This is a genomic window from Sinomonas sp. ASV322 (assembly GCF_030908245.1).
Lineage (GTDB): Bacteria > Actinomycetota > Actinomycetes > Actinomycetales > Micrococcaceae > Sinomonas.
On the sequence record NZ_JAVFJJ010000024.1, the window covers coordinates 1 to 15,053 of the forward strand.

Genomic DNA, 15,053 nt, shown 5'->3' on the forward strand with positions numbered 1-15,053 from the left:
TGTGTCAGGACATCGGTGACAGTTTCGTCGGTGCGGGGCCTTGTGCCGACGGGGCGGCCGTTGCTGACGTAGGTGATTCCTTTGGCCGGCCATAGGTGCTCGATCAGTAGCGTGCCCTGGTGGTCGAAGAACGCGATCCCTTCGGGATCCCAGACGATGTGGACTTGGAGTCCGGTCCTGGCGCTGCCGATCTGGAACTTCACGCCGCGGATCGTGATGCCGCCGTTGGCGGGCACGACGCGGGTGGCCGTCCCTTCCACTCCCGGGCGGATGCGTGTTGCCGCGGCGGCGCCGCGTCCCGGGACTGTGGGCTCGGGCGGTGCGGGCCTCGGCCTGGGCGGTTCGGCCTTCGGGGTCGCTTCCCAGGCCTGCAGGGGGGTGATCCTGCCGGGCAGGCCCTGATGCGGGCGCTGGGTGTTGTAGATGATGTCGAACGCGTCGACCTGTTCCTGGAGCTGGTCGATCGTCTCGGCGAGGGGCTGCTTGTCCAGCCAGCGGAAGAGGGTCTGGTGGAAGCGTTCGTTCTTGCCCTGGGTGGTGGGCTTGTTGGGCCTGCCCGTGATCGGCTCGACTCCGAGGGAGGTCACATAGATGACCAGCTGGCCGATCACGCCCCGGCGGATCGGGTTCAGCGCACTGCCGTTGTCGGTCAGGAGCCGCTGCGGCACCCCGTGGGCGGCTATCCCCTTCCTTGTCACGGCGATGGCCGCCTCCGCCGTCTCCGACCGGGCCACGTGCGATGAGACCGCGTAGCGGGAGTGGTCGTCGATGAGCTGGAAGATCACGCACTTGCGCCCGCCGGCGAGCACGTACTCCGTCGCGTCCAGCTGCCAGCACGCGTTCGGCGCCGGATACACGAACCGGCGGAACGCGGCCCGCGGCTTCTTCCTCGGCTCGGCCCGAGCGACCCCTGCCTGGCGGAACATGCGTGCCAGCGACGCCGGCGAGGGCACCGATGCCAGGCCCATGGAACGCATCTTCTCGTGCACGCTGATCGGACCGTGGTCCAGCCCGGAGCGCTCCAGCGCCGCCCGCACCCCGATGGCCTGCTGCCTCACATCGTCCGAGAGCCTGGCCGGGCTGTTCTTCGGGCGCCGCGACCTGGGCTCCAGCGCCGCGGCCGGCCCGTCCGCGGCGACCCGGGCGCGGATCGCATAGAACGTCTTCCGCGAGATCCCATGCTCGGCGCAGAACGTCGTCACCGCACCCCGAGGCGCGTTCTCCGGCCACTGAGAGATCGCGAGACGGATACGAGGATCGACAGTGGAGTTCTTCTTCACCAGCCCATCAGAGCGAAAGAAGTGTCACCACCAAGAACCCCGGAACCGTCACCGATGTCCTGAGGCAGAACTGTCACCGATGTCTTGAGACATAACAGTTGGGGAGGCCGGCGCAAGAGTTGGGGAGGCTGGCGCAAGAGTTGGGGAGTTCGGGGCAAGACATGGGGACGGCGGCGACGCCGAGGTGTGCACCGGTTCTTTCACTTCTGGCGGGCCGGAGTAGGCTCGGGAACGTGACTCAGAACACCCAAGAGACCCTAGCCCCCACGCGCCGCGAGCCGACCGCCGTCGACGCCGTCGCCGAGGCCTTCACCGACCGGCTCCTCGCGCTCAACCCGTCGCTCGCGACCGAACTCGGCTTCCCGGGACACGAGACCGAGTACCCGGACTACTCGCCCGCGGGCCACGAGGCCCGCCTCGCCCTCGCGCGGGCGACCCTCGCGGAGCTCGACGGCGTCGATCCCGCCGACGAGATCGACGATGTGACGCTCGACGCGATGCGCGAGCGGCTCGGCCTCGAAGTCGAAGAGCACGAGACCGGCTGGACCGTCGGCGAGCTCAACAACATCGACTCGCCCGCCCAGCACATTCGCGCGGTCTTCGACCTCATGCCGTCGGACACGGCCGAACAGTGGGCCCACATCGCCGGTCGCGCAGCGAACGTGCCAGCAGCGATTGACGGCTATGTCGCCTCGCTCCGGGCAGCCGCCACGGACGGAAAGGTCGCCGCCGCACGCCAGGTGCGCGCCGTCGTCGGCCAAGCCCGCGGCTACGGCGCGGCGGGCACGGGCTTCTTCGCCCAGCTCGCCGCGAACGCAACGCTCGACGGCGGAGCAGCCCTCCCTGCGGACGTCGCCGGGGCGCTCGCGGAGGGGTGCGCGGCGGCGTCGGCGGCGTACGCGAAGCTCGCGGACTTCCTCGAGGGAGAGCTCCTCGCGCAGGCACCCGAGAAGGACGCCGTGGGACGCGAGCGGTATGCGCTCGCGTCCCGCCGCTTCCTCGGCGCGACGGTTGACCTCGAGGAGACGTACGCGTGGGGCGTGGCGGAGCTAGACCGCATCATCGCCGAGCAGGAGGCCGTCGCCGAGCAGCTCAAGCCCGGCGCGACGATCGCGGAAGCCAAGGAGATCCTCGACGCCGACCCCGCCCGGCAGCTCAAGGGCACCGACGCCCTGCGCGCGTGGATGCAGGGGCTCTCGGACCGCGCCGTCGCGGACCTCGCCGGAACGCATTTCGAGATTGCCGAGCCCATGCTCAAGCTCGAGTGCATGATCGCCCCGACCCAGGACGGCGGCATCTACTACACGGCGCCGTCCGACGACTTCTCCCGCCCGGGCCGCATGTGGTGGTCCGTGCCGGCGGGCGAGGACTCGTTCACGACCTGGTCCGAGACGACGACGGTTTACCACGAAGGCGTGCCGGGTCACCATCTGCAGTGCGCGACGGCGGTCTACCGCCGAGAGCTGCTCAACCGCTGGCGGCGGCTCATCTGCTGGGTCTCGGGCCATGGCGAAGGCTGGGCCCTCTACGCCGAGCGGCTCATGGACGAGCTCGGCTACCTCTCCGACCCGGGCGACCGCATGGGCATGCTTGACGCGCAGCGCATGCGCGCGGCGCGGGTCGTGTTCGACATCGGCGTGCACCTTGAGCTCGAGATCCCCGAGCGCTGGGGATCGGGCCCGTGGACGCCCGAGAAGGGGTACGCCTTCCTGCGCGAGAACCTCGCGATCTCGGACGGGCAGCTCGACTTCGAGTTCCACCGTTACCTCGGCTGGCCCGGGCAGGCGCCGGCCTACAAGGTCGGCCAGCGCCTGTGGGAGCAGACCCGCGCCGAGCTCGCGGAGCGCGCCGAGGCCGACGGGCGCGAGTTCGACCTCAAGGACTTCCACACGCGGGCGCTCAACCTGGGATCCGTGGGACTCGACACGCTCCGCCGCGCCCTGCTCGCGTGAGAGAAGTTTCACCACCCATCGGGGAATAGCCGGACTCATCGGCGGTTTGGCGCGGCACTCTCACGATTTGAGGGTGCCGCGCCGAGCTCACGGGCGGATTGTGCCGTCATCCGGCGAAACACTAGTTAGATGGGCCACGCCACGCGGACATACGTTTCTCCGGTGAGCACATCATCCAGCACCCGCGCGCGCCGACTCCCGGCGTGGGCCACGTCGTTCGGCACGCAGATCATCGCTGCGCTCGTCGTCGGCCTCGTCCTCGGTCTCGTCGCCAAGTACACCGGCAGCACGGCCGCCAAGCCGAACGCCCTTGGAGCGACCCTTTCGACGATCGGCAGCAGCTATGTCGCCCTGCTGCAGACCGCCGTCGTCCCCCTCATCTTCACCGCGGTCGTGAGCTCGATCGCTAACCTCCGCCAGGTCTCCAACGCGGCCAAGCTCGCGTGGAACACGCTCCTGTGGTTCGCGATCACTGCGCTCATCGCGGTTCTCATCGGCATCGGCCTCGGCGTCGCGTTCCAGCCCGGCGCCAACACGGGCATCACGCAGCAGGCCAAGTACGCAGGCAAGACCGGCGATTGGTGGGCCTTCCTCACGGGCCTCTTCCCGCACAACTTCCTCGGCCTGAGCGCAAGCTCGACCGTGGCCGACGGCGGGGCCGTCACCACAAGCGTGAGCTTCAACGTCCTCCAGATCCTCGTCATCGCGATCGCCGTCGGCATCGCCGTGCTCAAGGTCGGCGCCAAGGCCGATCCGTTCCTCTCCTTCACACGCTCGGCCCTCGAGGTCATCCAGAAGGTCCTGTGGTGGATCATCCGCGTGGCCCCGCTCGGCACGATCGGCCTCATCGGCAACGCCGTGGCCGTGTACGGCTGGGACACGATCGGTGCGCTCGGCAAGTTCGCGATCGCGATCTATGTGGGCCTCGTGCTGGTCCTGTTCGTCGTGTACCCGATCCTCGTCAAGAGCCACGGGCTCTCGGTCAAGCAGTACTTCTCCGGCGTGTGGCCGGCGGTTCAGCTCGCCTTCGTGTCCCGTTCCTCGATCGGCACGCTTCCGCTCACGCAGCGCGTCGCCGAGCGGAACCTCGGCGTCCCGCGGGGCTACGCGTCCTTCGCGGTGCCGCTCGGCGCCACGACGAAGATGGACGGCTGCGCGGCGATCTACCCCGCCGTCGCGGCGATCTTCGTGGCCCAGTTCTTCGGCATCAATCTCGACTTCAGCCAGTACCTGCTCATCGTGATCGTGTCCGTGCTCGGCTCGGCGGCGACTGCGGGGACGACGGGTGCCGTCGTCATGCTCACCCTCACGCTCTCGACCCTCGGCCTGCCGCTCGCCGGAGTCGGCCTCCTCCTCGCGATCGACCCGATCCTCGACATGGGCCGCACCGCCGTGAACGTGGCCGGCCAGGCGCTCGTCCCGACGATCGTCTCGAAGCGGCAGGGCATCCTCGACCTCGGGCTCTACAACGCCAAGCGCTCCGGCGACGCGTTCGCGGACGAGGCGGAGCGCGGTTCGGCGGGCACGGCGACAGACGGCGGAACGAACGACGGCGAGCTGGTCGCCGCCCGCTGAACAACCCGCGGCCGCATCCCACCCAACCCGCGGCCGCATCCCACCCAACCCGCGGCCACATCCCACCCAACCCGCGGCCACATCCCACCCAACCCGCGGCCGCATCCTACCCAACCCGTGGCCACCCGCCATTGATCTCGGGCCGTTCCCCTGCCACAAGCCGGGGAACGGCCCGATGTCGTCTCCCCGAAGAGGGCCACGTGTCAGGCGAGAGATGGCCACGGGTCGGAAGCTGAGAGCCTTCCTCTCAAGTTTGCACCAAGTGCAAAGTTGCACTTAGTGTAATGACGTGACTGCTTCCTCCGAGACGCCGACCCGCCGCGAGCTGAACAAGGCCGCGACGCGACAGTCGATCGTCCTCGCCGCCGTCGACCTCGCCGGCGAGCGCGGTCTCGGCAACTTCACCGCCGAGGACATCGCCGAAGCGGCCGGCGTATCCCGCCGGACGTTCTTCAACTACTTCTCGAGCGCCGACGAGGCCATCGCGGCTCCGACCTTCGGCTTCCTCGACGCCGCCCTCGACCGCTTCCGCGAACGCCCTCACGGCGAACCGCTCCTCGAGTCCGCAATCAATGCACTGCTCGGCCTCGCGGACCACGAGCTCATGGCCCCCATGGCCCAATCCTTCATCGTCGCGCACGGGCACGACCCGGTGACGCGCTTCCAGCTGCAGGCGTTCGACGAGTGCAGCGAAAAGATCGTCACGGCGATCCGCGAGCGCGAGGGCGATTCCCTCGACGAGCTCTATGTCCAGGCCCTCGCCGGGAGCGTCATGGCCTGCGGCAAGGCCTCCCTGCACGTCTGGTTCGCCGAGCGCGGTGGCGACCTCTCACCGTCGTCGATCGATCGTCTCCGCGAGCTGCTCATGTCCGCCATCGAGCACCTCAAGAGCGGCTTCGCGGCCGACTGACCCCGCTTCCTCACCCACCCGCTTCCTCACCCACCCCATTCCTCTCCCACCCACCCTCCCTAGGAGGCACCCATGGCCACCCTCCTCTACCGCCTCGGCCGGTTCGCCTACGACCGTCGCTGGCTCGTCCTGTCCCTCTGGATCGTGGCCCTCCTCGCAGTCGGCGGGTCCGCGGCCGCGTTCCACGGGACCCTCTCCAACACGTTCCAGATCCCGGGCACCGAGACGCAGCGCATGCTGGACAAGCTCAAGTCCGACCTCCCGTCCGCCGCCGGCGGCAGCGCGAGCATCGTCTTCGAGTCCGCCGGCGCGGCGCTCACCGCGAACCAGAAGCAGGGCATCAGTGACGCCCTCGCCCGCATCAAGGGCCTCGACGGGGTCCAGAACGTCACCGACCCGTTCGCGACGCAGTCCCAGCTCGACGGCGCGGACGCCCAGCTCGCAGACGGCGAGAAGCAGCTCGCGGCCGCGGAGGCGCAGCTCGCCGCGGGACAGCAGCAGCTCGCGGCGTCGGCGCAGCAGCTGTCTGCGTCGAAGGCACAGCTCGACGCCGGCCAGGCCCAGCTCGCGCAGAAGAAGGCCGACCTTGCGCTCGGAGAGCGTCAGGCGAAGGCCTCGCAGGGACTCCGATTCGTTTCCACCGACGGCAAGGCCGCGATCGCGACGGTCCAGTTCACGAAATCAACCGATGCTCTTCCGGGCGATCTCCGCCAGAAAGTCCAGGACCTCGCAGCCGAGGTCCCCGGCGTGCACTCGTACGCAAGCAAGGAACTCACGCAGGACATCTCGCAGCTGTTCGGGCCTTCGGAGGCCACCGGCGTGATCATCGCCGCGATCGTGCTGCTCATCATGCTCGGCACGTTTGTCGCAGCAGGCCTCCCTCTGCTCATGGCGCTCGTGGGCGTCGCGATCGGCGTCGGCGGCACGTTCGCCCTCACCGGCGCCATCCAGATGAGCTCGACGACGCCCATGCTCGGGCTCATGCTCGGCCTCGCGGTGGGCATCGATTACTCCCTCTTCATCGTCAACCGCCACCGCACGCAGCTTCTGCACGGGATGAATCCGCGCGAGTCGGTGGCGCTCTCGATCGGCACGTCCGGCAACGCCGTGCTGTTCGCGGGCCTCACGGTCATCATCGCGCTCGCGGCCCTCGTGGTTCCTGGCCTGCCGTTCCTCGCGGTCATGGGCGTCGCGGCGGCCGCAACGGTCGCCGTCTCCGTCCTCGTGGCGATCACGCTCCTGCCGGCCATCCTCGGCTTCGCGGGCAAGCGCATCATCTCCAAGCGCCGTTGGAAGAAGGCCGCGGCGCAGAACGCCCAGGCCGGCCACGAGGAGGCGGAGGCCCGCGAGGATCTCGCGAAGGCCGAGCGCGGGTGGGGCGCGTGGGTCACGCGGCACCCGTGGCTCGCCCTCGTCGCGTCGGTCGCGCTCCTCGGGGCGCTCGCCCTCCCGGCAGCCCAGCTGCGCCTCGCGCTTCCCGACGGCGGTTCCGAACCGGTCGAGTCGAGTGCGTTCAAGGCCTACGACGCCACGGGGACGTATTTCGGCCAGGGCATGACGGGCCCCATCGTCGCGGTCGGCGAGCTCCCGGCGGGCCTCGACGCGAACGCCGCGAAGGCCAAGCAGTTCGACGTCGCGGACGAGCTCCGTGCGGTCCCCGGCGTCACGGCCGCCGTCCCGGTCGCCCTGAGCGACGACCGCCGCACGGCCGTGTTCCAGGTCATCCCGTCGGACGGCCCGGCGAGCGCAAGCACGGTCCAGGTGGTCCACGACCTGCGGGCCAAGGGCGCGCAGATTCAGGCGGACACGGGCGTGACCATTGGCCTCACGGGCCAGACGGCCGCGAACGTCGATGTCTCGTCCAAGCTCGCCGACGCGCTCCCGCCGTACCTCGCGATCGTCGTCGGCCTCTCGCTCGTGCTCCTGCTGCTCGTGTTCCGCTCGCTCCTCGTGCCTCTCCTCGCGACCGGCGGGTTCCTGCTCTCGCTCGGCGCGGCGTTCGGCTCGGTGGTTGCGGTGTACCAGTGGGGCTGGCTCGGACCGGTGTTCGACGTCACCCATCCGGGCGCCGTGCTGAGCTTCCTGCCGATCCTGCTCATCGGCATCCTGTTCGGCCTCGCGATGGACTACCAGGTGTTCATCACGTCCGGGATTCGCGAGGCGTACGTACACGGCCAGGAGGCGCGCCTCGCGGTCAAGACTGGCTTCCGCCACGCGGCCCGCGTGGTCACGGCCGCGGCGATCATCATGGTGAGCGTCTTCGCGGGCTTCATCTTCAGCCACGTGACGATGATCAGGCCGCTGGGCTTCGCCCTGGCCCTCGGCGTCCTGCTCGACGCGTTCGTGGTCCGCATGACACTCGTCCCCGCCGTCATGCGTCTCATCGGCCGCGGCGCGTGGTGGCTCCCGCGCTGGCTCGCGCGCGTGCTGCCGGACCTCGACATCGAAGGCGCGAAGCTCGAACGGACGACGGCGGAGCCCACCCGGGTGCCCGAGCACGCCGCGGGCTAACCGGCCAGCGGCCGCCCGCGCCTGCCCGCGACCGGGCAGGCGCCGGGCGCGCCCGTCCAGACGAGTGAGGACCCCACGGTCGGGCAGTCGGCGGCAAGCCCGTCGACGGCTTCGACGGCATGGGCGGGGCTGTGGTGTGGGCACGACCGCCGGGGCGCCAGCGGGTGAGAGGGCAGGGCCGCGCCCCGCCCTCTCATGCGTCAGCCCTCCTGGAAGGCTTCCCGACGGCGCAGCTCGAGCGTCTCGGTCACCCGCGCCACATCCCGCGGATAGACCTTGTACAGTCCGGTGAGCACCGCCGCGTTGACGAGCATGAGGACCACCATGATCCAGAAGAACACCGTCTGAATGCCGAGGCTCGTGGCGAGCGCCCCGGCGCCGAGGGAGAAGAGAGCCCAGCCGATGGTCTCGAAGATGCTCAAGAAGATCGCGAACGCCTGGCCGCGCAGCTCCGGCAGGATGACGGCGGCGACGATCGAGCGGTTCACCGAGGGGTTGAGGCCCTGCCCGAAGCCCATGAGGCCCCAGAAGATCGCGTAGACGCCGATGCCCTCGTAGTGGAACTGCGTTCCGAAGAAGGCCACGGCGGCGAAGAAGACCTGGGCGCCCTGGATGTAGGCGACGCGCCCGCGGTGCGGGATCACGCGGTCGAGAAGAGCAAGGAACCACCCGCCGCCGACGGTCCCGGCGAAGTACGCGAGCCCGAACGGGACGAGCACGGTGGCGGCGACGGCATTCGTGAAATGACGCTCGGTCACGAGGAACTGGATGCCGAAGATCGAGATGAGCAGATGGCCCGAGAGGAGGCGGGACACCATCATGAGGGAGAACGAGGGCACCTTCATGATCGAGAGCGCGGAGGAGAGCGTCGCGCGGGAGAGGTTGCGCTTGGACTCGGACAGGTCGGCGAGCTGCTTCTCGGCTGCCCCGACGCCGGGATCCTTGTAGAGCGCTGCGACGATCAGGCCGGCCACGACGCAGATGCCGCCGATGGTCCACATGCCGTACCGCCAGCCGTCCGTGAGTCCCGTGAACAGGGCGATGAGCGGCCCCACGAACGAGCTGACGAGGCTGATGAAGCCGTAGAAGTAGCCGACCGCCTTGCCGCGGTTCGCGTCGTCGAACGAGTCGGCGAGGATCGCGTTCGAGATCGGCACGCCCCCGACCATGGCGGCGGACATGAGCGCGTTGAAGATCAGGAGCTGGGTGAAGTCGTGGGCAAAGCCCGCGACCGCGCCAAAGACACCGCCGACGAGCGTGATGAGGACCAGCGTGTTGCGGCGTCCGATGCGCCACGCGAGCCACGTCCAGGCAGGTCCCGCGGGCACGGCGACGACCTTCCCAAGCGCCGCAAGCAGTCCGAGGTGGCTGCTCTGCAGCCTGAGGGCCGCCGCGATCGACGGGAAGATCGTCGATGTGAGGCCGGCTTCCGTGTTGTCGACGATGCTCACGCCCGTGAGGACGACGAGGTTCCGCCAGCGGTGCGGAACGCGCCGGGCTTGAGCCTCTCCCTCGGCGGGAACAGTCTTCGCGGTTCGAGTTTCCATGGGGTGTCCTGTCTACGTTGGCAGGTGGCTGCGGGTGGGTGCGGGCGGCGGCAGGTGGGTGCGGGTCGGGGGGTGGGCTAGGAGATGGGGGCCGGCGCGAGCTCTTTGGCGAGGAGCTCGAGGGTCCCGACGGGAAGGGGGATGACCTTCGCGAGCTGATAGATCGTGAGCTGGGGCGAGATGCTGACCAGCTCCGTGGCTACGAGCTGTGGCACGTGCTGTCCGAGCACGTCCCGGCACTGCGGGTCCTGGAGGAGCTCGAGAATCGGGGTTTCGAGCGCGGCCCCGTCGGCCTGAAAGTGGGCCAGCGGCGGGAGCGGTTCGAGGGCGGCCGCTGCGCGTTCGGCCTGACGGCGCACGAGGAGATGTTCCTCCGTGGGCGGCGTGTCGAACGGGATTCCGAGCCGTTCGAACTGACTGCGAGGGGCGTCCGAGGCGTGCATGAGCTCGGCGAGCAGGCGCAGCATGCGGAGCTCGACATCGTCGTCCTCCATCGGGCGTTCTTGACCCGGGTCCGCCTCAATGTCGTAGAGAAGCGTCCCGTGCACCCACGGATTCATGAGCGACGGCGCGTCCACCTTGATGGTCCGGAGCCCCTTCGTGAAGGAGAACGGCTCCGCGGGCTCCCACGCGGCAAGCTCTCGGGGTGCGAACCGCGAACGCATGTGCGTCGGCATGAGGGTGAAGTCCTCAAGCGGCGCGTTGGAGGGGTCCGCGGACGCGCGCATGTAGACGTACTTGCCGTCGGTGACGTTGACGTGCCCGCCGTGGATTCCGAACAGGGCGGCTTCACGCACCTGGGTGTCATCCTCGAGGACGACGGCGAGGTCCCGGCCCTGCATGTCCGGCGTCGGCTCGAGTCCGAAGTACCGGAGCATCGTCGGGGCGATGTCGATGGTCTGGGCGAGGGCCCCGCGACGCGTGTCACGGCCCGCCGTGCGGGGGTCCCACAGGAACATCGGCAGATGGACGAGTTCGTTGAACCACGGCTGCACCGACTTGGCCCACCAGCCGTGCTCGCCGAGCAGGAAGCCGTGGTCGGTGTTGACCAAGAGGAGCGTGTCGTCCCACAGCTCGTGCTTGTCCATCGCGTCGAGGACGCGGCCGAGGGACTTGTCGCACATCGAGACGAGCGCCGCGTACTCGTAGCGCGCGTGCTCGACCTGGTCTTCGGGCTCGGTGACCTTCTGGTACGAGGGCCAGTCGAACTCGGGCCCGTCGTAGCGGTGCGGGTACATGGCCTTGTAGGCGTCGTGCGTGAAGAACGGCTCGTGGGGGTCGAAGAGCTCGATCTGCAGCATCCATTGGTCGGCGGCGTGATTCGTGTCGATGAAGTGGATGCCGGCGTCGACCGTGCGCGTCTGGGAGTGCTCGGCCTCCGTGGGCATGTAGCTGCGGTTGATGAGATCCTGGCGCTTCATGCCGGCGCGCCAATCGCCGCCGGCGGCCCCGCCGTCGTTCGCTGACGGGGCCACGACGCCCTTCCACGGATCGCCCTCCTGGCCCCGGAAGAACTCCCACGTGGTGTACCGGGGGTGGTAGGTCGCGCCGCCGTCCTCCCAATAGTGGGGGTGATCGGACGCTAGGTGCGTGTGGACGCCCGCGTTTTTGAGCAACTCGGGCATCGAGTCGTCGAACGGCTCGAGCGGGCCCCACGAACGGTGGAGGAAGTTGTAGCGGCCCGTGTGCATTTCGCGCCGGGCAGGCATGCACGGCATCGAGCCGGCATAGAAGTTCTCGAACGTGACCGCCCGCGACGCGAGGCGGGCGAAGTTCGGCGCGTCCACGATCGTGTCCGCATAGGGGGCGAGCATGTGCCTGTTCAGGCTGTCGAACATGAGGATGATGGCCCTCATCGTGGTCCTTCCAAGGGCTGTGGGCGGGTCGGGTGCAGGCGGACGGGCTGACGGCCCGTCACTCGACCTCGCGGGCTACGAGGGACTCGGGGACGGCGGTCAGCGAGCGGGACGAGAGCTTCCCGTCGAGGATGTCCTTGCGGAGCTCGATCATGGCCGCGACATGGGCGTCGATCGCTGCGGCGCCCATGAAGTGGAGCCGCTCGCCGAGCGATTCGGCGAGTTCGGCGTCGAACGGAATGGTGGCCGCCCAGTTCTCGCGCCGGTCCCGGAACCGGTACCGCGCGATTTCCTCCTGCCGCGTGTGGATTTCCGTGTCGAGGAGGCGCAAGACCTGCTCGGCGCTCATGAAGCCAGCGAAGCTCAGGCGCGCCCCCAGCTCAGGGTCTTGGAAGCGCGACGGCGGCTGGTACGGGCCTGTGAGCCAGTCGAGGAAGATGGTGGCCCCCTCATCGGTCACGCGGTACGTCTTGGCGTCCTGCGCCCCGGGCCGGGGGTCGACGGTGTGGGCGACCCAGCCCTGCTTCTCCATGCTCGCAAGGGACCGGTAGACCTGGCTCATCTGGGTGTTGGAGCGCAGGAAGCGGCCGTGGGTGTCGAGGTACTTCTTGAGGTCATAGCCGGTGCTCGGGTGCGAGGCCAGTACGCCGAGGAGGATGTGTTCCAGCTTCACTGCTTCAGGTCTCCTTCGTGAGGTACGTCACTTGAGGATGGCACAAGTAGAATGCATCGTCAATGACACAAATGGAATGCTGTGCTCGAGCCGCCCGGTGATAGATTCGAGAGCACGTGCGATGACGCTTGAGAAGGAACCATGGACGCCACGACAGATTCGAGCCACGCCGCGAGCTGCTGCTCGCCGGGGCGCGCGAGAGGAGCAGGAGCCCCTCGCACCACGGCTGCGCCCTCGGCCGCGGAAGCGTCCCCCCGCACCGCGCACCACGACGATGTCGTCCTTGTCGGCGGCGCGTTCCAGATGGGCGATCAGTTCGGCGAGGGCTACCCCTCCGACGGAGAGACCCCCGTCCACGAAGTCGAGCTTTCCGCCTTCCGGATCGACTCAACGGCGGTAACGAACAGCATGTTCGCCGCCTTCGCGGAGGCAACCGGCTACCGCACCGAGGCCGAGCGATACGCCACGAGCGCCGTCTTCCATCTTCTGGTCAAGGCGAACGACGACGACGTTCTCGGCGCCGCTGCTGGCGCCCCGTGGTGGCTCAACGTCCGCGGGGCAGACTGGGCCCACCCCGCCGGCCCCCTCTCGGACTGGACTCAGGTACCTGATCACCCGGCCGTCCACGTCTCGTGGAACGACGCCGTGGCATACTGCGCCTGGGCTGAACGCCGCCTGCCCACCGAGGCCGAATGGGAGTACGCCGCCCGCGGGGGCCTGGCCGCCAGGCGCTACGCGTGGGGAGACGACCTCACGCCCGACGGCGAGCACCGCGCCAACATCTGGCAGGGCACCTTCCCCACCCTCAACACCCAGGACGACGGGTTCCTGGGCACCGCCCCCGTCAGATCCTTCCCACCGAACGGCTACGGGCTGTACGAAACGGCTGGGAACGTGTGGGAGTGGTGCAACGACTGGTTCCTGCCCAAGTACTATCGGTCGTCACCCCGACAGAACCCCAGGGGGCCGTCAATCGGCGCCGGACGGGTCATGCGCGGGGGCTCCTACCTGTGCCACGAGTCCTACTGCAGCCGCTATCGCGTCGCCGCACGCACCTCCAACACACCCGACTCGTCCAGCGGCAACTGCGGCTTCCGCACTGTCGCGCTCGAGACGCGGGCCATCCATCGACCGTGAGGACCGCATGAAGCTCAAGGAACCGCAGTGGCGCCGCGAGGGCGAGATGCCGGACTACCGGTTCTCGATGGCGAACGAACGCACGTTCCTCGCATGGATCCGTACGTCCATGGCCATCCTGGCCGGGTCGATCGCGATCGACCAGCTCACGCCGGACATCGCGCCCGCCCCGATCCGCATCTCCCTGTGCCTGGCCCTGGCCGCGATCGGGGCGCTCCTGGCGTTCGAGGCGTACCGCCGCTGGTCCCTGCAGGAACAGGCCATGCGCAACAAGCGCGAGCTCCCCCACGCGTGGCTGCTCGTGGCCATGACCCTCGTCGTCGCCATGGCAGCGCTGGTCTTCGCGGCGCTGATCCTCTTCTCGCGGTGACACCCGAGACGCGCGCGCACGACGGGGACCGCGACCCCGGGCTCCAGCCGGAACGCACCTCGCTCGCCTGGGGCCGCACGCTCCTGGCTCTGCTCGTCTCGGATCTGCTCATCTGGCGTTCGTGGGCCCATTCCCTGAACCGTCACGAGGGAAGCATCGAGGGCAGTACGGACGCCTTGGGGATCGCCGCCGCCGTCGCGGCCGCAGCCACCGCAGTCATTGCGCTCTGCGTCCTCTACCGCGGCCGCGCCCTGAGAAGGGGGCACGCGGCGCCCTCCCCCGCGCTCATGCGGACCGCAACGTTATCCCTCCTCGCCCTCGCGGCCGCGACCACGGTGTCGATTCTCCTCACGAAATAACGACCGCTGCGAAGCCCCGCGGGCCGGGCCGGACCGGGACCCCGTGGCGATAGGCTGGGCGGCGTGACTGCCACGCCACCCAGCCTTCCGTCGTCGGGCGCCCTCGCACCGCTCGTCCTCGCCTCGAAGTCCCCCGCGCGGACCAAGCTCCTCGCGGAGGCCGGGATCCCGCACCGGATCGTGGTTTCGGCCGTGGACGAGGACGCCGTCGTGGCGGGCCACCCCGACGCGAGCCCCGCCGACATGGCGCTCCTCCTCGCACGCGCCAAGGCCGAGGCCGTGGCGTCGCTCCCCGAGGTGGAGGGCGCGCTCGTGCTGGGCTGCGATTCGGTGTTCGAGTTCGACGGCGAGGCTCTCGGCAAGCCGTACACCGTCGAGGTCGCCACTGAGCGGCTGCGCGCCATGAGCGGGCGGTCGGGAATCCTCCACACGGGGCACTGGCTCGTGGACTGTCGGGACGGCATCGTGTCGAGCTCAGGCGAGCTCTGCTCGGCAGAGGTCGAGTTCACCGAGATGTCCGACGACGACATCGCCGCCTACGTCGCAACCGGCGAGCCGCTCCACTGCGCCGGCTCGTTCACCATCGACGGCCTCGGCGGCGCCTTCCTGGCCCGCGTCGACGGCGACCCTCACGCCGTCGTCGGCCTCTCGATCTCGACGCTGCGCACGCTCCTCTCACGCGCCAACGTACGCCTCACCGATTTCTGGGCCGCCGCCGTCGTCCGCTGAGCAGACCGGCCAACGTGCGCCTCACCGACTTCTGGGCCGCCGCCGTCGCCCGCTGAGCTGCCGCGTGCGCGGCGAGGAGGCCTCTTTGTAGAACCCCAACAAAGGATCCACCGCTCCCCCGCCGAATCCGCCATCAATATGGGCGAATCCACCA

Annotated in this window: 12 protein-coding genes; 8 read left to right on the plus strand and 4 right to left on the minus strand. The window is 69.2% G+C overall.

The genetic code is table 11. The annotated features are described in order from the left end of the window. Positions 1–1,202, minus strand: a 1,202-nt coding sequence (locus RBS12_RS19270; RefSeq protein WP_307967378.1) for an IS481 family transposase, incomplete at its 3' end; no start/stop codon positions are given. 311 nt (positions 1,203–1,513) lie between these two features. Here RBS12_RS19270 and RBS12_RS19275 point away from each other — a divergent pair. From RBS12_RS19275 to RBS12_RS19290, 4 genes are all read left to right on the plus strand, one after another. After that, positions 1,514–3,232 (plus strand): DUF885 domain-containing protein, encoded by a 1,719-nt coding sequence (locus RBS12_RS19275; protein WP_307967787.1) that lies wholly within the window; start codon positions 1,514–1,516, stop codon positions 3,230–3,232. A 129-nt stretch (positions 3,233–3,361) separates the two neighbouring features. Beyond that, positions 3,362–4,807: a dicarboxylate/amino acid:cation symporter gene (locus RBS12_RS19280; RefSeq protein ID WP_373886567.1), complete on the plus strand. Its 1,446-nt coding sequence runs from the start codon at positions 3,362–3,364 to the stop codon at positions 4,805–4,807. 289 nt (positions 4,808–5,096) lie between these two features. After that, a complete protein-coding gene (locus tag RBS12_RS19285; RefSeq protein ID WP_307967789.1) occupies positions 5,097–5,717 on the plus strand; it encodes a TetR/AcrR family transcriptional regulator in 621 nt (206 codons plus the stop codon). Between the two features lie 72 nt (positions 5,718–5,789). Next, the gene (locus RBS12_RS19290) at positions 5,790–8,228 is read left to right on the plus strand and encodes an MMPL family transporter (RefSeq protein WP_307967790.1); all 2,439 of its coding nucleotides are present in this window, start codon (positions 5,790–5,792) and stop codon (positions 8,226–8,228) included. Positions 8,229–8,428: 200 nt separating this feature from the next. Here RBS12_RS19290 and RBS12_RS19295 read toward each other — a convergent pair whose 3' ends face one another. From RBS12_RS19295 to RBS12_RS19305, 3 genes are all read right to left on the minus strand, one after another. Beyond that, positions 8,429–9,775, minus strand: coding sequence for an MFS transporter (locus tag RBS12_RS19295; RefSeq protein ID WP_307967791.1), 1,347 nt, complete (start codon positions 9,773–9,775; stop codon positions 8,429–8,431). A 77-nt stretch (positions 9,776–9,852) separates the two neighbouring features. Next, positions 9,853–11,631: a sulfatase gene (locus RBS12_RS19300; protein WP_307967792.1), complete on the minus strand. Its 1,779-nt coding sequence runs from the start codon at positions 11,629–11,631 to the stop codon at positions 9,853–9,855. Positions 11,632–11,689: 58 nt separating this feature from the next. Next, positions 11,690–12,304, minus strand: coding sequence for a PadR family transcriptional regulator (locus RBS12_RS19305; RefSeq protein WP_307967793.1), 615 nt, complete (start codon positions 12,302–12,304; stop codon positions 11,690–11,692). 141 nt (positions 12,305–12,445) lie between these two features. Between RBS12_RS19305 and RBS12_RS19310 the strand changes: the two genes are divergently transcribed. The 4 genes from RBS12_RS19310 (at position 12,446) to RBS12_RS19325 (ending at position 14,899) form a co-directional block, all read left to right on the plus strand. Then, on the plus strand, positions 12,446–13,441 hold the full coding sequence (locus RBS12_RS19310) for a formylglycine-generating enzyme family protein (RefSeq protein ID WP_307967794.1): 996 nt from the start codon (positions 12,446–12,448) through the stop codon (positions 13,439–13,441). 7 nt (positions 13,442–13,448) lie between these two features. Beyond that, positions 13,449–13,811 carry a DUF202 domain-containing protein gene (locus tag RBS12_RS19315; protein ID WP_307967795.1) on the plus strand — a complete coding sequence of 121 codons (363 nt, stop codon included), beginning with the start codon at positions 13,449–13,451 and terminating at the stop codon, positions 13,809–13,811. Then, positions 13,808–14,170 (plus strand): DUF202 domain-containing protein, encoded by a 363-nt coding sequence (locus RBS12_RS19320; RefSeq protein WP_307967796.1) that lies wholly within the window; start codon positions 13,808–13,810, stop codon positions 14,168–14,170. Before RBS12_RS19315 ends, RBS12_RS19320 begins: the two co-directional genes overlap by 4 nt. Positions 14,171–14,233: 63 nt before the next feature. Beyond that, complete coding sequence (locus RBS12_RS19325) at positions 14,234–14,899, plus strand: nucleoside triphosphate pyrophosphatase (RefSeq protein WP_307967797.1); 666 nt, start codon at positions 14,234–14,236, stop codon at positions 14,897–14,899. The last annotated feature ends 154 nt before the right edge of the window (positions 14,900–15,053 follow it).

Coding starts and splice junctions, on each gene's coding strand:
- RBS12_RS19315 (WP_307967795.1), top strand. CDS start 13,449: ATGAAGCTCAAGGAACCGCAGTGGCGCCGCGAGGGCGAGATGCCGGAC.
- RBS12_RS19295 (WP_307967791.1), bottom strand. CDS start 9,775: ATGGAAACTCGAACCGCGAAGACTGTTCCCGCCGAGGGAGAGGCTCAA.
- RBS12_RS19280 (WP_373886567.1), top strand. CDS start 3,362: ATGGGCCACGCCACGCGGACATACGTTTCTCCGGTGAGCACATCATCC.
- RBS12_RS19310 (WP_307967794.1), top strand. CDS start 12,446: ATGGACGCCACGACAGATTCGAGCCACGCCGCGAGCTGCTGCTCGCCG.
- RBS12_RS19290 (WP_307967790.1), top strand. CDS start 5,790: ATGGCCACCCTCCTCTACCGCCTCGGCCGGTTCGCCTACGACCGTCGC.
- RBS12_RS19300 (WP_307967792.1), bottom strand. CDS start 11,631: ATGAGGGCCATCATCCTCATGTTCGACAGCCTGAACAGGCACATGCTC.